Source organism: Comamonas aquatica, assembly GCF_018064205.1.
In the GTDB taxonomy this organism is placed as follows: Bacteria; Pseudomonadota; Gammaproteobacteria; order Burkholderiales; family Burkholderiaceae_C; genus Comamonas; species Comamonas aquatica.
In genome coordinates this window covers 2,707,489-2,723,824 of record NZ_CP072916.1, presented here as the reverse complement: position 1 = coordinate 2,723,824, position 16,336 = coordinate 2,707,489, and the positions used below count along the sequence as shown (strand labels likewise).

Genomic DNA, 16,336 nt, shown 5'->3' with positions numbered 1-16,336 from the left:
CATTTTCATTGTGCTTCACGCTCTGCTCAGATTGTGCAGAGCGTTTTAGCTTTTTTTACCTTGGCTCATCAGTTCTCCAAATTATTTGAGCACATCTGTGAACAACTCATCAAGCAGCGGATTGCTGTTGATCAGCAGCAACTTCTTGATCGTGGCCGCTTGATTAATCTCCAAGCGTGCGAAATGCTCTCCACCGCCAGATGACTGCTTGCGGATCAACTGAATGCGCCCGAACAACGCACCGTGCTTTTCCGCGAACTTCGCCAGCCCCACAGCCTTCTCAAAGTTGTCGCTCAGGCTTGGGTCATGCGGCTCCAGAATGTCGATAGCAAATTCGCTACCGCTTTTGCGCACCACGACCAAGTCCGGAAACATCGGGCGAACATCGCCGCCCGACGCATACGGAATCTCCAGCGACCAAGGTTTGCGATCCAGGTTGCGCAGCCAGCCCACCACCTCGGGCTTGGCCAGTTCCTCCTTCAACACAGCGGCTTCCCAAGTACCAAGCTCAGCGCGGAACTGCCCATTGGCTTCCACGTACAAGTGCCGTTCCCACAGCGGATCGGTCGGAAGGCGCTTGAAGTCGATGGCTGCCGGCAAGTGCCAAGGCACTTCATTCGGCTGGGCCGTGGCCAGGCGCAGCTTTTCGTAATTGGCTCGCCGCTGCTCCTTCAACTTGAAAATCGCCTTTTTGTGTTGGTCGTACAAGGCATCGAAAGCCGCTTCGGCTTGCGCCTCCAGCTTGGCCATTTCCGCAGCATTGCGCGCCAGCACAATGGCCTCGACCTTGACCTCCAACGCATCACGGTCGGCATGGGCACGCCAGTAGTCCATCTGTAGGCCGTGGCTGAAAGCGCGTCCCGCTTCTTCAAACAGGCGGTCGATGTCTACATCCGAGGCGTCAATGTGGTAATCCGCTGCGGGCTCCGAAACACCGGTGCCGTTTTGCACGGCTAAGGTGCGCAGCCCCACCTGCGTGATGGCCTTGGCAGCCGCATTGAACTGGCCTGCATCCTTGATGGCAGCAATCCGCTGGCCCATCCACTCGACGATCTGGCGCTTGGCGACATCCCAAGTGTCATCGTCGATCTCGTCCGTGGTCAGGCTGCGGGCAATCGCCATGTAGCGACGCAGCGGGCTCTGAGCACGAGCGGCATTCACCCGGTAAGTGATCAAGCCATCGAGTTCGGCAAAGATATCCTCCGTGCCGTCACGGCGCTTGAGCACCACGAGATTGCGGCTGGAGCCTGTTTCAGCAGGAGGTACATCCTCCGCGTTGTGCAGGGACGCAACCACGCTCTCCACCGCCTGGGTGTCGAAGTACGGCAGAAACAGGTGCACGTCATTCAGCGCGGCATCCTTCTCGATACGGCGAGCCAGCGGCGTGCGCACCATCCGGCCCAGCAGCTGGGCGATGTAGGTGTGGTCTTCCGCACGGCGGAACGACATCATCACCTCGGCGCGCGGGCAGTCCCAGCCAGTAGATAGGCTGGTTTTGAAGAAAACCACGCCAATGTTCTTATCGGCATCGATGCGCGAGGCGTCCACCTTGCGCACACGCCGACCGCCAATATCCAGGTCACCCGTGTCGTGCATTGCATGCGCCACCTCGCCTTCGTTCAGGCGCCGGCCAATCGCGCTTTCAATCACCGTCAACGCGTCGGCCAGATCGGTCCGGGTCAACTGCCGATCGGACCCGTTTTCTACCTGCACCACCAGCACAGGCCACACCACCTGCTCCTGCTCATCCTTGCAATAGGCGCCCCAGGCCGTGGTCATCTGGCCCCAACGGCGCGCGGCTTCTTCCAGCAGAGCCATCTCAGCTGTGGTGGCTGCCTCGGGGTGATGAATCAGGATCCGGTCTTTCAGCAAGCCGGACTTGCGGACCTCATCGGCCGGAATGGCAATCTTGTGGATCGTGTGCGGAGCGTGCTCCAGCAAGTCCATGAAGCGCTTGGGTGTGGCCGACACCCCGATCACCAGCGGCATCTTGACCAGGCCAACCTCTGGGTAGCCCAACACGAAGCGCTGCATCAAGGTCTGTGCGGCCTGCGCCCCCCGGCCTGCGGTCATCCCACGGTGGGCTTCGTCAATCACCACGTAGAAACGGTCGGGGATCGCCAGCGCCGTGTTGGTCAGCGTTTCCCAGATCAAGTGCTGGCGCCCGTCACCCCGATTGGTCAGCGGCTGGTTGACTGCCAGCTTCTGCGTGTTGATGAAATAGATACGCCCACCATCCAGCCGTGGCGCGTCGAAATGCGCATCGATGGTGATGAGCTGGTTGACCCGGTAAACCTTGTTGGACTTGCTTTCGATCTTGAGTTTGGTCTGCTCGTTGAGTTCGGGCATGTCCGACACCCACAGGATCACCGCATCCGACTGCGGCTCCCAATCCAGCGGCCAGGCCAGCTCATCGTCAGGCTGGTCGAGGATGGCCTCGAACAGCGCCGTCATCATGATGGTCTTGCCGCTGCCGGTAGGCGCCGAGAACGCAATCGCCTGCGGTTGCTGACTGCTGGCGAACTTGCGCGCGGCCAAGATTTTGTCGCGCAACAGGTGCAACGCATCCCGCTGAAAATCAAACAGCGATACCCTCATGCCCGCGCTCCCTGTGTGCCTGCCGCGGTATTGAACACTGTGCTCGTTGGCACAGCCGCGCGGTCCTGGTTTTTGTTGATCATGAAATTGAGCAGGTAATCACGGTACAGCTGCACCACCTGCAAGCCGGGGTTGGCCTTGGCTGCCACTTCGCGCACGTCCTGCGCCATGCTCTTGAAGGCTTCGTCGGCATCGGTGACGATGAATACGTGCGAGACACCAGACCGGCCATCCAGCGTTTTGAGCAGGCGGCTCATTCGCGATTCATCGAGCAGCACCACAAAGTTGCTGCCTTCAGGCGCCAGCAGAGCGGGCTCAGGCTCTCCGCGTTTCAGCTCCGGCCTCGGCCCCACGGCACCGGCCTTCACCCACAGCAGCGGCAGGATTTCGCGGAAAGCCCGGCGCAGAGACACCCGCTCGCGCTCCAGAAAATCGAGTTTGAAATACGCCAGGTTGGCGGCAAAGCCAGCACTCATCGGGCGCTTTTCTTCCTCCGGCACCAGGATTGGCCCCAGCAATTCCGCCACCTGGGATTTCAACTGGTCGAATACCCGCTTGGTAGGTGTGACGATGTAGAAGTCGGTGATGTGCTCTTGCCCGTCCAGCGCCTCCAGCCAATCCTCGGAAGATGCGGGATCAAACAGCACGCTGGCCTTGTGGTCCTCCGACACGATGAAGGGGCACGGGTCTTTCACCAGCGTTTGCGGCAGACCGTCGATCAGCGCCACCACCTGCTTTTTCTTGGGCAGCGTGTCGAGCTGCGCCGGATCGACAAAACCGATCTGCTGGAAACTACGTGCCTTCTCGCGCTCCACGGTTTTGCCAGTCAGGTATTCACCGGTCAGCACCGAGCCATCGTCACGCTGGCCCAGGATGGTGTACTTGCTGCGTGGCCAAGTTACCGAACGGCAGATGCCCTGGGCTTCCCATTCCGCATCGCCGGGTTGCAAGCCGCGGGCGCTCAGGCTGGCCGCTTCTTCAGCCGACACCTCGTTGTTGGTGACCAGGATGCAGCGCCGCTGACCTCCATCGGTGGCGTTCAGCAGGTTGACGGCATTGAGCGTGGTGCCGCTACCAGCGAAGAAATCGACGATCAGGGCGTTGGAACGATCGCGGACAACCGCTGCCACTGCATCACGGGTAGCGTAAAGTGATTTTGGAAAAGAGAATTTCCTTCCTTCTCCAAAAATAGATTTCAGTATGTCAGCGCCGTAGGCCCCGGCATCGTGTGCACTTCTATGCCAGACCGTTTTGATCTGTCGCTCGCGTTCTTCAGCGTATTCAACGCTCACAACATTGCGTACTTTGTCAAACTCGACGATTCGGATTGCGCCACTTTCGATTTGCAGTTGGAGTTTTCGACTTAGGTACGAGATACCCCAAGTTCGTCTGTTCTCGTCAAAACCGCCGAGGCTTACGTAGCCTTTTTTGATTAAAGCACGCAACGATTCTGGACCGACTCCCCAGTTTCCGAAACTTCCATCCATACGAATTGGCCAAGCGGCGGCATAACCGTCAACTTTCGCGTCCAAGTCTGGAATCTGATCCAACGGAAGGTAGTCACCAGCCCCTACGATGGCATTCCGCTCAGTATCAATGAGTACGGGAAAAAACATCTTGTGACGATCTTGGCGGCGCGCATTTGTCCCTGACCGAAGAAGCCCTTTCCATCGCGGAGTGGTGTTTGCGCCGGGCTTTGCTGGTGAGAGCAGATCATCACCCAAGCTGTGCACGAATGCTTGGTTTCCAAAACAGAAAAGAGCGTACTCCTCAACCCTAGAGAAACGCCCCTGAGTTACCCCTTTGGGGTTGATTACGATGGTCACCAACTGCCGGTATGTCTCCGGGAACTCCCGCTCCAGCAGCATCCCGAGGTGATGCACCTCGTGTTCGTCAATCGTAACGATCAGCACGCCTGTATCCGGCTTGAGCAGGCGCTTGGCCAGCTTCAGCCGTTTTTCCATGAAGGCCAGCCACTTGCTGTGCCGCCAGCCGTCGTTGCCGTCCACATAGTCGTTGTTGTACTTCCAGTCGCGCGCGCCGGTGTTGTAGGGCGGGTCGATGTAGATGCAATCCACCTGACCGGCATACAGGTAATCCAGCAGTTGCAGCGCGTGGTAGTTGTCGGCCTCGATCAGTACGTGCCAGGGCGCGTCAATCGGGCCGTTGGCCACGGTATCTACCGGCATCAAAGCCGGAAAGATCGGCTCGCCAAATTCGCGCACTACCAGCAATTCACCCAAAGAGAACTGCACCAGATCCGCTGTGGCACGGGTGGGTTCACTGAGGTGCTTATCGTTGCTGGGCTTGACGCAGGTGGCGACGCCCGTGTTGATGGACATGATTTGCCACACATCTTTCAGCGTACCCTGACGGCGGCATACCAGATCACCCTTGCGTGGTTTTGCACCATGCAGCGGCAACAACTCGGGCAGGTGATCTTCAAACACCAGACCGAATTTTTTTTCTTGGGCGGCGTTCGCCCACTCGGCGGCCAGGCGCTCGCGCAGGCGGTGATCGCTGATTTGTGCGATCAAGTCATGGATTGCAGACAAGCATTCCTCCTTTGGGCCTGTGCGCCGACAGGGGCGGCAGGCTTATGTCTATTCAGCAATTCGGTAGGTTGGGTTAGATTCGTGAAGCAGACTTGTCAGTTGGGTTCGTTTCCTCATCCGCGCCACCGACGCGCACCCAGTCGTCCACCTCGGACACCTTAAACTTCCACAGCCGGCCCACACGGTGGGCAGGCAGAGCTTTACGATCAATCCAGCGGTAAATCGAATCCCGTGTCACGCCCAGATGCTCTGCAATCTGGTCCACCGACACCCACGGCTCAGCAGTCATAACAAAGCTCCTAGAATAATGGCTTGGGTTGCATAAAGTCGGTTTTAATCGTAAAGATTGAATGTATCAGGTTGAGGTCAACCTGATGCGCACTAGCCCTCTATGACATCGTTTTTCTTGGTTTGATGTTGTTCATGTCCACCTGGGAGACTTTGAACGCATCAGCTGCTGCGGGCATGCGCTGATCAAGCTTGGTGCTCAGCGCGTTAAAGCGCATGTGAAGGGTTCTGCACCCAGGGGGCGAGGTATGCAGGGCAGTGCTCGAATATTCCATCCCCGCCCCGTGTTGAAGCAAACTTGTTGCAGATGCGTGACGAGGGATTGCATGCTTGTCTGGATGAATGCTTTGAAGAAGCCTGCACGCTGCCCATGGCAGCGTGCCTGGGTGCAGATCAATTCAGTGAAGTGTCCGGGCTTGAAAACTTGCGTTGAATGCTAGAAGTTTTGATGCCTGACCAGGTGACCGGGTAGATTTCTTAATTCTTTTCTATATCCCTTTTTTATTGTTCTCAACAAAGAAGAGAGAAAGAGAAGAATCTTCAGAAAAAAGTTTTGCAACGAATCCGGTCCATCTGGTCAGACAAGAAAAAAGCCGTCATCGACGGCTTTTTTGCTGACCCCTGCGAAAGACTCAAACGGTCACGGCAGCTGCACGTTGCACGTGCGAATTCTGCGACCTTCGGTGGTGAACGCACGACCTTCTACGACCTCCCCCAGCGAATCTTGCAAGCGTTTCCAAAAACGTGGTGCTGATACAGATAGCATCCCGTTTTGCTTGCACCAAGATGTGTATTCAGCGTACACATCGGTTTTAGATGTGCTTGTATCGGTCAAGAGTTCAATCGCAGCATCTGTCACCCAGCTGTGGACTGAGTTCGTTTCAACCTTGGCTGCTTGAACTGCGTCCGTCATGGCAGCAGGCGGTGTTGCGTCAAAGCGTCCGCGAGCAAGCAATCGCTGAAGCCCTTCCAGTGCCCAGTTAAGGACACCAGTCAGCTCATGTTTGATGATCTCCTTGGCAAGAAGGGGGTCGCGCTCGTTGGCGGGAATCGATACAGGAAACGGAACTACATCAAAGCGGCGCCAAAACCCGTTTGACTGATCTTTGATTGCAGGGATGTGGTTCGCAAGAATGAGCCACTTTCCGGTGATCCGTGTTGTAACTGTAGGCAGGTACTTGCGATCTACTGCAAGCATTTCACCGGCAATCATCGACTTGATAGTCTGTTCGCTCCAGTCCTTTGCGGGTGCTTCATCGCAATAAATCAGCGATGAGCCGAGTAGTGACGCGGCCGCGTAACCATCAAGCTTGGACGGCGATGCAGCCGCGTGTAGTTCATGCAGCGCTTGCACGATGTTTGCAAGAGTGCCTTTTCCGTTGGCACCGGAGCCTATCCAGATTTGTGCGATCTGAAAACGTGCATCTGGTATCAGTGTGTAGCCGATATATTCTTGAACGCGACTCCTGACTTCGGGGTCCGGAAGAATGCGCTGCAACAGCGTTTCAAACTTGGCGGGCGCTGGTGCGGCTGGGTCATAGTTGCAGTTGAGGATATGGCAAATACCCAACTCTTTGTCGTGTGGCAGAAGCACAGGAGATCCGCCGTCGAGATGGAGGTATCCATTCTTGACGGGGATGACAGCGTTATCAGTGGTGACAGGTAGCGAGTTGAGCCATCCAATCGCCGTGATGCAAGCGGCCTTGGTATTGGCAGGATTTACGATACCGTGGTTGCCTGAAACTATCCACTTCATCGCTTGCTTGAACAAGGCGTCTTCGCTAATCATCGACCAATGCGTACCCGTCCAGTGATGGAGGTACTTGTTCGTTGATGCGTAATTACCGGTTCGCTCCAGCTCCAACGCGAAGTTCAAAGGCTCGAATGGAGGGCGGCGGCTCATGCTTGCGCTCCTTGTGTCCAGTCGGCTGCGACTTGGTCGCTTTCTCCGCGCTCTTTGGCATAGAGATCCGTGTCAGCTGCTGTGGATTGCAGATTTCTGCTGTGCAGGGGGACGTAAACAGAACTCGCAAGCATTCCGCTTGGGCATGGGAAGGTGGGAAGGTGTCGCATGTATTGCTCCAAAAAGTATGCAGCCGACATGACTGCTCCCCGTATAGGCCGATGCGTTATCCCAGGAGCTTGTTTTTTCGATTGATCCTTTCTATCAGCAAGATAGTGACGTGTCATAGGGGCGCTTTGGTGTCGCTCTTATGCGGAGTTGGCCATCGGTGATCAGCATGCTGCCGAGTACTGAAGGTCACGCTTGACCTGTGGCTGTAACTGACCTGGGAGAGGTGGTCGGGCTGCCTCCCGCTAATTTGATTTCCCTGAGCAGGTAAGGAGCTCAGAGATCTAACTCCAGACGTGCTCAGCATTTAATGTGCGGCATCTCTAGATCGAAGCCCGCTTGCTGGGATAGTGATCTCATCAATGGGAGGGCAATGTCACTATGGTGGTTAGGTTCATGAGCTCGCCAGCCGGCCAGGGAAGCAGGTCAAGCTCCCAGAGGTATGCAAGTGTCGCCAACGTCTTGCAGCCTTCACGTACAAGTTGCTGGATTTGGCGCGGCAGTCGGCTAGAGAGTGGGTGGTTGGTGGTGTGAATGCGTAAAAGAGTCAGTTTTTACTAACGCTTTTGTTGAGTGCACCCCCTGTATGCCCCCCCTTAGCAGTGAATTTTCAAAAAATATAGCAACAAACTCAATATTTATAAGTTTTTTATCTGGCAAATAGTGATAGAGGTGCTGCTGTGCGAGCAGTACTACGACTTTGCCGAAGCGCTGGCCGACCAGTACGTGGTGATGGAGCGCGGCGAGGTGATCGCCGCAGGGCCGGGCACCGAGATGCAGGCCAAGGGGATCCAGAAGCTGGTGGCGATTTAGGGCGGGCTGGGCCGCCTCTGCGTGGGGGCCTGCCTCAGCGGCTGCGGGCCGGGGATTTTTTCTGCGCCACGGCCGCCTGGTACAGCGGCAGCACCTTGGGCACATAGGCGTCCAGCTCGGCAATCCGTTGATCGCCCGCGGGGTGGGTGCTGAGGAACGAGGCCCCTTGCTGGCCGCCGCTGACCTGCTGCATCTTGCGCCAGATGGACGAGGCATTGCGCGGGTCGTAGCCGGCGCGGGCCATCAGCTCCAGGCCGATCACGTCCGACTCCAGCTCCATGGCGCGCGAATTGGGCAGGTGCACCAGCATCTGCGAGCCGGCATCCATCAGCTCCCCGGGGACGCCCGTGGCCACGGCGATGGTGCTGGTGATGAGGCCGGAGAGGGTCTTTTGCGACATCTGCTCGCGCGAGTGTTCGCGCAGGGCGTGGGCGATTTCGTGGCCCATGACGGCGGCCAGCTCATCGTCGGTCAGGCGCAGCCGGTTGACGAGGCCGGTGTACACGCCGATCTTGCCGCCGGGGGCGCAGAAGGCATTGATGTCATCGGACTCGAAGACATTGATTTCCCAGGCCCAGTTGCGCGCATCGGGGCGTAACACCCCGACCTGGGCAATCAGGTCGTGGCCGATGCGGCGCACGCGCTGCGTCATCGCCGCATCGGTGTTGAGTTTTTTCTTGGACTGGGCATCGGCCGTCAGCTGCTGGAAGCCCTTGGCCGCCTGGGCGTTGATGCTGTCGCTGGACACCAGCATCAGCTGGCTGCGTTGCAGGCCGATGGCCCCTGATTGGGTGGTGCTGGCGCAGCCTTGCAGCAGGCCGATGGTGCAGGCCAGCGCGGCCATGGTGCGCCAGAGGGAGGCAGGTGCCCGGGTCATGTGCAGTCCTTTGGAAAACAGCGCCCGCACGCTCCAGGGGGTGTGCAGGCCAAAGCGCCTATTTTCATACAGCCTGCCGCGTCGGCCGCGCAGCGGCTGGGCCTGGCACGTGCGGGGTTGTCCCACCCGGACGGCAGCACGCCGTGGGGCGGTGAAGCGACCACGGCGTGGGAGGGGCAGGGCGCCGGAATTACTGGATGTTCAGCGTGACCGTCTTGTCGACGGGCTTGCGGCGCTGCAGGGTCAAGGTCAGCACGCCCAGGTCCAGCTTGGCGCTGGAGGCTGGCACATCGATCTCGTGGGGCAGCTCCCAACTGCGGCGCACCTGGCGGGGCGCGCCTTCTATGCTGTGCAGGTGCACCATGTTGTCTTCGATGCGCAGCTGCAGCTGCTCGCGGCTCAGGCCGGGGACGTCGATGCTCAACACCGTGGCTTCGTCGGTTTGGCTGACCTGGAAGTCACCGTTGAGCTGCTGGGCGGCATTCGTGGCGGCCTGCATGAAGCGTTGCAGGCTGGCATCGGGGCGGGTCACATGGCGGATGATGGGGGTTGCGAGGAACATGCGATAACTCCTTGGTGTGGGGTGGCGCCGTCTGCGCCTGGATGTTCCGTAGATATCGCCGGCCCAGGGCTTTTCAAGTCTGTTTTTTCAACAATAAATTTCGCCAAAACCCCTTGAAAAACCGCCAACAGCCTTTATTGCGCGCTGCCTGCGCGGCGAGGGTGGGTCCGGGCAGAAAAAAAGCGCTGCCCAGGGCAGCGCCAAAACCTGCGGCGAGGGTGCCATGCCGAGGAGACAAAACAGCATCCGCCCTGGCAGCCGGGGGCCGGGTGAACGGATGGGGTGTGGGCCAGTGTAGGCAGGGTGGCCGGCGCTGCGAACGACGTTGTGCGCATGAGCTTGTGCGGAAAACGAGGATGCCGACGGGCCGTTCACCCCTGCGGGGGCACAGCCTGCGCGCACTGCAGCAAGCCCTGGATCCAGCCTTGGCGCGGGGAAGCGCGCATCCACAGCAGTCCGACCTCGCGCCCGGAAGGCGCGCTGGGCGTGGTCTGCGGCAGCGGCAGGGCCTGGATGGTGCGTCCCTGGGTCAGGGCGGGGCCGATGTCGGGCACCAGCGCCACGCCCAGGCCATGTTCCACCAGCATGGCAATCGCCAGCACGGAGTTGATCTCGAAACGCTCCAGCGGGGTGATGCCCAGGGGGCGCAGGTGGTCGTCGGCCAGCTTGCCCCCGCCCAGGCGCCGGTCGTAGCGGATCAGGGGCTGGGTGCGCAGCAGCTCCAGGGGCCCCAGGTGGGCAGATGCCGCCGGAGCCAGGACCACCAGGGGCTCATGGCGCAGGGGGTGCCAGAGCACGGACTTGGGCAGCTCGAACGTGGGCTTGAGGCACAGGGCGGCATCCAGCTCGCCGTGCATCAGGGCGGCGTACAGCTCGGGGGCCAGGCCGGTGCGGATGTGCAGTTGCACCCGCGCGTGCGCCTGGGTGAAGCGCCGCAGCACATCGGGCAGAAAGCCGTGCAGCGCGGTGTTCAGCGTGCCCAGGCGCAGCTCGCCAGCATCCTCCTCGGCGCCGACGTGGTCGCGCAGCTCGTGCAGGGAACGCAGCAGCAACTGCCCCTTGGCGTACAGGCGCTGGCCGGCCCCATTGGGGCGGACGTTGCGGCCCTGTCGCACCAGCAGGCTGCAGCCCATGTCGTGTTCCAGCACCCGCATCTGCTGGGCAATGGCCGCCGGGCTGAGTTGCAACTGGCGCGCCGCTTCCGACATGGAGCCACAGTCCACGACTTTTAAAAAATTTTGAATGTAAGAGGTCTCCATTCAACACATTTTCTTAAAACAAATCACGTTTTCACATCCTTGGTTTCCACACGGCGAGCGCGGACACTGCCAGACATCGGCAGCACCTTGTCGACAGACCTATAACAAGGAGACATTCATGAAGCCTCAAACCCCCCGACCGCCTGCGTGACCGAGCGCCGCCAGTGGCTGCAGTCCGCCGTCGCCATGGCCGCCTGCTTGGCGGCACCCGCCTGGGCGCAGGGGCGTGGCGGCGCCAGTGGGCGCCTGGTCGTGCCTTTTGCGCCCGGTGGCGGCAATGATGTGTTGGCCCGGCAGCTCTCCCACGGGCTGGCCGAGTCCTTTGGCTACAACATGATCGTGGAGAACAAGCCGGGGCTGGGGGCAACCTGGGCACCGAGATGGTGGTGCGTGCCTCGGCGCAAAGCGAGACCTACCTGCTGGGCCATACCGGCACGGTCTCCATCAATCCGGCCTTGTACAAGGGGTTGAAGTTCAATGCCGCCACCGACCTGCAGCCCGTGGCGATGTTTGCCTCGTCCGCGCTGCTGCTGGTCGTGCCGTCCACGTCGCCCATCCGCAGCGTCAGTGAGCTGGTCAAGGCGCTGCGCGACAAAGGCGAGGCCATGAACTATGCCTCCAGCGGCTCCGGATCGGGCGGTCACCTGGCCGGTGAAATGCTGGTCTACATGCTCGGTGCCAAAGCCACCCATGTGCCCTACAAGGGCACGGCCCCTTCCCTGAACGACGTGGCCGGGGGCATGGTGGATTTCAGTTTCAGCGTGATCCCGGCCGCCCAGGCCCTGGTGAAGGCAGGCAAGCTGCGGGCCCTGGCCGTGACCAGTCTGGAGCGCCACGCGCAATTGCCGGACGTGCCCACGGTGGCGGAATCGGGCGTACCGGCCCTGTCCAAGTTCGAGAGCACGCTCACCTACGGCGTGCTGGCGCCCAAGGGAACGTCGCCAGACACGGTCAAGAAACTGGCCCAGGACATCCTGCAGGTGGCTGCGCAACCGGCCTTCCAGTCCAAGCTGGGGGTGGAGGGGGCCGTGCCCCTGCTGGGGGATGCCGCGGCCTACGCGCAAAAAATCCAGCAGGAAACCAGCAAGTGGGCCGCTGTGATCAAGGCCTCGGGCGCCTCGGTGTAAGCAAGGCAGCCATGGCACTTTCATCCATGTCCCTGGTCAGCGCCTACCTGCACCCCCTGCCCGCGACGGAGCTGTTCAGCGATGCGCTGTGGGTGGAGGCCATGCTGCGCTTTGAAGCGCAGCTGGCCCGGGCCCAGGCGGACTGCGATCTGATCCCGGAAGCGGCCGCCCAGGCCATCGAACAGGCCTGCGCCTGCGTGCTGCTGGACCCGGTGCAGATGGCGCAGCGCGCGCGGGAGACCGGCGCGCTAGCGATGGCCGTGGTCGAGCCGCTGCAGCACTGGCTGCGTAGCCACCGGCCGGAAGGCCTGGCCTGGCTGCACTGGGGCACCACCACCCAGGACGTGGTGGACACGGCCAACGCGCTGCTGACCGCCCTGGCACTGGCCTTGTTGCAGCAGGAGCTGCAGGGCTTGCAGCAGCATTTGCTGCGCCTGGCCGCCGACCATGCGGCCACCCCGATCCTGGGGCGCAGCCTGCTGCAGCCGGCGCAGGTCACCAGCTTTGGCCTCAAGTGTGCGCAGACCGCCGCCGCACTGGGGCGCAGCAGTGTCCAGTTGCAGCGCCTGTCGGCCCAGGCCCTGTGCGTGCAGCTGGGCGGTGCGGTGGGCAACAACGCCGTCCTGGCCGAGGAGGCCCGCCGGGTCGAGCAGGCGCTGGCGCAACGCCTGGGGCTGGGCGCATGCGGCCACAGCTGGCACACGCAGCGCGACAGCTGGCTGCGCCTGGGCATGGAGGTGGCGGTGTGCGGCGGGGCCCTGGCCAAGCTGGCCAAGGACTGGTCGCTGCTGTCGCAGTACGAGGTGGGCGAACTGTCGGAAGCCGCGCGCGGGCAGACATCGAGTGCCATGCCGCACAAGCGCAATCCGGTGCACTGCCTGCAGGCCCTGGCGCACACCCGGTCCGTGCCGCAACTGGCCGCCACGCTGCTGGCCTGCATGGAGCAGGCGCACGAGCGGGCATTGGGCGAATGGCAGGCCGAGGTGGTGCACTGGGCGCAGTTGTGGACGCAGGTGCACGCCGCGGCGGCGGCCCTGCGCCTGGCCGCCGAGGGGCTGCAGGTGCACACACCGCGCATGCGCGCCAATGTGGAGGGGCTGCACGGGGTGGTGTTCTCCGAACCCCTGACGCAAGTCCTGGCCCGCTGGCTCAGCAAGCCGGAGGCCCAGCGCATCGTGGCCGAAGGTTCGCAGCAGGCGCTGCAGCAAGCCCGCCCGCTGCCCGACGTGGTGGTCGACCACCTGGCCCAGCAAGGCCACGCCGTCCCCGCGGAACTGCAATCCCAGCTGCACGCGGCAGCGAACGCACAGCTGGCCGTCCAGGTTTCTGCGGCCCGCTGCCACGCCCTGATCGATGACATGCCCCGGGTCCAGCACCCGGGGTGGGAGGAAGCACGCCATGACACACATTTCTGACACCACCTTGCAGCAAGGCCTGGCCAATCGCCGCCAGGTGCTGGGCGACGCCTGGGTGGAGCAATCCCTGCGCGGTGCCAACCGCCTGAATGTCGAATTCCAGCGCCTGATCACCACCTACGCCTGGGACAGCATCTGGAGCCGGCCCGGCCTGGATCGGCGCACCCGGCGCATCATGGTGCTGGCCACCACGGCCGCCATGGGACGCTGGGAGGAGTTCGAGCTGCACGTGCGCTCTGGCCTGATGGCGGATGCGGCCGATCCCCAGGCGGCCGCGCTGGATGTGGACACCCTGCAGGAGGTGCTGCTGCAGACGGCGGTGTATGCCGGCGTGCCCGCAGGCAACACCGGCATGGCGATTGCCCTGAAAGTCCTGCGCGAGTTGGGGCAGGAGCCCGCGCCCGCCAGTTTCTTTCCCTCCCAACCCTGAACGCCATGTCCACAGATCTGCACTATGAGGTCGAGGGCCTGGGGCCGGTGGTCATGCTCAGCCACGCACTGGGGTGCGACCTGGGCATGTGGAATGAAGTCGCCGCCTGGCTGCGCCGCCACTACACGGTGGTGCGTTATGACCACCGCGGGCACGGGGCCTCCCCGGGCGGGCACTCGCCTTTCGGCATGCAGGACCTGGCGGAGGATGCAGCGGGTCTGATTGCACACCTGGGCCTGGGGCCAGTGCATTTTGTCGGCGTGTCCATGGGCGGAATGACGGCCCAGGCCCTGGCGGCCAGCCACCCCCATCTGGTGCGCAGCATCACCGTGGCGCATTCCGCCAGCCATTACGACGCTGCCGCCCAGGCGGGCTGGCGGGCGCGCATCGACACGGTGCGCCAGGACGGCATGGCCGCGGTGGCCGACGGGGCGTTGCAGCGCTGGCTGTCCGATCCCTACCGCGCGGCACATCCGGTGCGCGTGGCGCAGTTGCGCAGCAGCTTGCTGCAGACCGATGCCGGGGCCTACGCCCATGCCTGCGAAGCGGTCGCGGGCATCGCGCTGCAGGACGGCAATGCCCGCATCCGCTGCCCGGCGCTGGTGCTGGCCGGGGCCCTGGACCAGGCCACGCCGCTGGCGTGCTCCGAGGCGATTGCCGCGCAGATTCCCGGGGTGCGTCTGGAAGTGCTGCCGGTGGCGCACATCGGCTGTGTGGAGCAGCCCGCCGGCTTTGCCCGCGCGGTGCATGACTTCATCGCGCAGCAGGGGGGCTGACCCGGGGGCTGGCGGGCACCGCAGGCCTTACATGCTCCAGATGCGCGGTGCCGTGCCCGGCAGTCCCCAGTGCTGCTGGCGCCAGCAGGCCCGCACCTGCTGCCACAGCTGCATCAGCGGTTCGACCACCGGGGCCAGGCCGCGCAGCACCAGCATGTGCTCGTTGGGGGCGGTGATGCCGCACCAGGCGCCTTGCGGGTGGGCATCGAGCACGGCGCGCGTGGCGTCCAGCAGTTGCTCGCGCTGCACGCGGGTCAGGGGCGTGCCACAGGCCAGCACCAGGCTGCCCATGCAGCGCTGGCCGGCCAGCCCCAGCGGGCCGTCCATCAGGCGTGCGTCTTCGGCGCGCAGGGTGCCGTGTTCCAGCCAATGCCCGGGCCACGCCATGTGCTGGGTGAACTGGCCCTGCACAAAGGGCTCGCCGGCATGGGGCAGGCCGAAGGCGGTGATGTCCCAGGCGATCAGCTCCGCCCCGGGCGCCAGTGCCAGCGTCAGCTGGTTGAGCGCGTCGCAGGCGTTGTAGGCCAGCGCTTCCAGCGGCAGCCATTCCAGGCGGGCGCCGGCGTCCAGCTGCAGGTGGGTGCGCTGCGTGGCGGTTTCCCCCTGGGTCTTGTAAAAGCGCGTGGCGCCGGGGGTGGTGACCAGGGCATGGGCCTGGGGCTGCACACGCACCCGGATGTCCAGGGTGTCGCCGCCGACCAGGCCGCCGGGCGGGTGCACCAGCACGTTGTGGCAGATGGCATCGCCCTCCGGGTACAGGCTGCGCAGCACGCGCAGCGGTCCGTCGTGGTGGAAGTGCACGCGGGTACGTTCCGCGGCCATGGAATAGTCCAGATCAAGTTGAGCGAGCCAAGGCATGGCCGTCATCCAAGCAAGAAATGCGCCTGCTGCACCAAGTTGGAGCGCCGCGCGGGGCGTGCGGCTCAGCCTGGGGGCGCATCCGCTGGGGCGTCACCGGGGGACAGCCAACTGTCTTCGTAGACAGCCAGGGCTTCCTCGACCAGGCAGGGGCCGGTGCAGCTGATGGCCTCCTGGGCGTGGGCCAGCACATCGTGGCAGGACAGCAGGCAGGCGCGCAGGTCGGGGCGGATGTGGTGCAGCCGCTGCGCATCCAGGCCGAAGACCACGCGGCGCAGGCCGCTGCTGCAGATGGCGCCGGCGCACATCACGCAGGGTTCGGCACTGGCGTAGAGCGTGGCACCGGCCAGCACATCGGGCGCCAGGCGGGCCATGCCCAGCTGGCGGATGGCATTCATCTCGGCGTGGCCGGTGGCGTCGCCGGTCTCGCGGGTGTTGCTGAAGGCCTCGGCCAGGATGCGGCCGCTGCCGGAGACGATGATGGCGCCGAAGGGGCGGTTGCCGCGCAGGCGGGCGGCATTCGCCCAGACAAAGGCCTGGCGCAGCCAGTGGCTGTCGGTGCTGTCGAGGGCGTATTCGTCGTCGGGCGGCATGGCGTGGGTGGGGCCTGGGTGGTGGAAGAACTGGGTGTGCATGGCGTGGGCCTTTCCTGGCAAGACAGCGGGGTCCACAACACCAGGACCGTGGTGGGACGGCGTTGTTGCATC

General features: G+C 62.6%; 12 protein-coding genes and 2 pseudogenes. 5 read left to right on the top strand and 9 right to left on the bottom strand.

The genetic code is table 11. From position 1 onward, the window contains the following. Positions 1-81: 81 nt before the first annotated feature. The 4 genes from KAQ61_RS12885 to KAQ61_RS12870 form a co-directional block, all read right to left on the bottom strand. Positions 82-2,598 (bottom strand): DEAD/DEAH box helicase, encoded by a 2,517-nt coding sequence (locus KAQ61_RS12885; RefSeq protein WP_210929423.1) that lies wholly within the window; start codon positions 2,596-2,598, stop codon positions 82-84. Further along, positions 2,595-5,153, bottom strand: coding sequence for a site-specific DNA-methyltransferase (locus KAQ61_RS12880; protein WP_210929422.1), 2,559 nt, complete (start codon positions 5,151-5,153; stop codon positions 2,595-2,597). The genes KAQ61_RS12885 and KAQ61_RS12880 overlap by 4 nt, the downstream gene beginning before the upstream one ends. A 73-nt stretch (positions 5,154-5,226) precedes the next feature. After that, the gene (locus KAQ61_RS12875; protein WP_210929421.1) at positions 5,227-5,442 is read right to left on the bottom strand and encodes a helix-turn-helix domain-containing protein; all 216 of its coding nucleotides are present in this window, start codon (positions 5,440-5,442) and stop codon (positions 5,227-5,229) included. A gap of 639 nt (positions 5,443-6,081) precedes the next feature. After that, positions 6,082-7,344 carry a DNA primase family protein gene (locus KAQ61_RS12870; protein ID WP_210929420.1) on the bottom strand — a complete coding sequence of 421 codons (1,263 nt, stop codon included), beginning with the start codon at positions 7,342-7,344 and terminating at the stop codon, positions 6,082-6,084. An 840-nt stretch (positions 7,345-8,184) separates the two neighbouring features. Here KAQ61_RS12870 and KAQ61_RS12865 point away from each other — a divergent pair. After that, positions 8,185-8,325: pseudogene (locus KAQ61_RS12865) on the top strand (ABC transporter ATP-binding protein); the annotation flags it as partial. Positions 8,326-8,359: 34 nt separating this feature from the next. Here KAQ61_RS12865 and KAQ61_RS12860 read toward each other — a convergent pair. The 3 genes from KAQ61_RS12860 to KAQ61_RS12850 form a co-directional block, all read right to left on the bottom strand. Continuing rightward, complete coding sequence (locus KAQ61_RS12860) at positions 8,360-9,202, bottom strand: M48 family metallopeptidase (RefSeq protein ID WP_244982895.1); 843 nt, start codon at positions 9,200-9,202, stop codon at positions 8,360-8,362. Between the two features lie 190 nt (positions 9,203-9,392). Continuing rightward, positions 9,393-9,764, bottom strand: coding sequence for an Hsp20/alpha crystallin family protein (locus KAQ61_RS12855; protein WP_042415104.1), 372 nt, complete (start codon positions 9,762-9,764; stop codon positions 9,393-9,395). Positions 9,765-10,135: 371 nt separating this feature from the next. Then, positions 10,136-11,023: a LysR family transcriptional regulator gene (locus tag KAQ61_RS12850; protein ID WP_210929419.1), complete on the bottom strand. Its 888-nt coding sequence runs from the start codon at positions 11,021-11,023 to the stop codon at positions 10,136-10,138. A gap of 186 nt (positions 11,024-11,209) precedes the next feature. Here KAQ61_RS12850 and KAQ61_RS12845 point away from each other — a divergent pair. The 4 genes and pseudogenes from KAQ61_RS12845 to KAQ61_RS12830 all read left to right on the top strand — a co-directional run bounded on the left by KAQ61_RS12845 (position 11,210) and on the right by KAQ61_RS12830 (position 14,771). Next, a pseudogene (locus KAQ61_RS12845) lies at positions 11,210-12,150 on the top strand (Bug family tripartite tricarboxylate transporter substrate binding protein). 11 nt (positions 12,151-12,161) lie between these two features. Then, positions 12,162-13,565, top strand: a complete 1,404-nt coding sequence (locus tag KAQ61_RS12840) for a lyase family protein (RefSeq protein ID WP_244982894.1) — start codon at positions 12,162-12,164, stop codon at positions 13,563-13,565. Continuing rightward, positions 13,549-13,995 carry a carboxymuconolactone decarboxylase family protein gene (locus KAQ61_RS12835; RefSeq protein ID WP_210929418.1) on the top strand — a complete coding sequence of 149 codons (447 nt, stop codon included), beginning with the start codon at positions 13,549-13,551 and terminating at the stop codon, positions 13,993-13,995. Before KAQ61_RS12840 ends, KAQ61_RS12835 begins: the two co-directional genes overlap by 17 nt. A gap of 5 nt (positions 13,996-14,000) precedes the next feature. After that, positions 14,001-14,771, top strand: a complete 771-nt coding sequence (locus tag KAQ61_RS12830; protein WP_210929417.1) for an alpha/beta fold hydrolase — start codon at positions 14,001-14,003, stop codon at positions 14,769-14,771. A gap of 27 nt (positions 14,772-14,798) precedes the next feature. Here KAQ61_RS12830 and KAQ61_RS12825 read toward each other — a convergent pair whose 3' ends face one another. Together KAQ61_RS12825 and KAQ61_RS12820 are read right to left on the bottom strand one after the other, a co-directional pair. Further along, positions 14,799-15,629 carry an urease accessory protein UreD gene (locus KAQ61_RS12825; RefSeq protein ID WP_210929416.1) on the bottom strand — a complete coding sequence of 277 codons (831 nt, stop codon included), beginning with the start codon at positions 15,627-15,629 and terminating at the stop codon, positions 14,799-14,801. Between the two features lie 65 nt (positions 15,630-15,694). Further along, the gene (locus tag KAQ61_RS12820) at positions 15,695-16,264 is read right to left on the bottom strand and encodes a nucleoside deaminase (protein ID WP_244982893.1); all 570 of its coding nucleotides are present in this window, start codon (positions 16,262-16,264) and stop codon (positions 15,695-15,697) included. Positions 16,265-16,336 lie beyond the last annotated feature (72 nt).

Bases quoted from the DNA above. Each gene is read 5' to 3' on its own strand.
- KAQ61_RS12870 (WP_210929420.1), bottom strand. From the start codon at position 7,344: ATGAGCCGCCGCCCTCCATTCGAGCCTTTGAACTTCGCGTTGGAGCTG.
- KAQ61_RS12850 (WP_210929419.1), bottom strand. From the start codon at position 11,023: ATGGAGACCTCTTACATTCAAAATTTTTTAAAAGTCGTGGACTGTGGC.
- KAQ61_RS12830 (WP_210929417.1), top strand. From the start codon at position 14,001: ATGTCCACAGATCTGCACTATGAGGTCGAGGGCCTGGGGCCGGTGGTC.
- KAQ61_RS12860 (WP_244982895.1), bottom strand. From the start codon at position 9,202: ATGACCCGGGCACCTGCCTCCCTCTGGCGCACCATGGCCGCGCTGGCC.
- KAQ61_RS12835 (WP_210929418.1), top strand. From the start codon at position 13,549: ATGACACACATTTCTGACACCACCTTGCAGCAAGGCCTGGCCAATCGC.
- KAQ61_RS12820 (WP_244982893.1), bottom strand. From the start codon at position 16,264: ATGCACACCCAGTTCTTCCACCACCCAGGCCCCACCCACGCCATGCCG.
- KAQ61_RS12825 (WP_210929416.1), bottom strand. From the start codon at position 15,629: ATGCCTTGGCTCGCTCAACTTGATCTGGACTATTCCATGGCCGCGGAA.
- KAQ61_RS12840 (WP_244982894.1), top strand. From the start codon at position 12,162: ATGGCACTTTCATCCATGTCCCTGGTCAGCGCCTACCTGCACCCCCTG.
- KAQ61_RS12885 (WP_210929423.1), bottom strand. From the start codon at position 2,598: ATGAGGGTATCGCTGTTTGATTTTCAGCGGGATGCGTTGCACCTGTTG.
- KAQ61_RS12855 (WP_042415104.1), bottom strand. From the start codon at position 9,764: ATGTTCCTCGCAACCCCCATCATCCGCCATGTGACCCGCCCCGATGCC.
- KAQ61_RS12875 (WP_210929421.1), bottom strand. From the start codon at position 5,442: ATGACTGCTGAGCCGTGGGTGTCGGTGGACCAGATTGCAGAGCATCTG.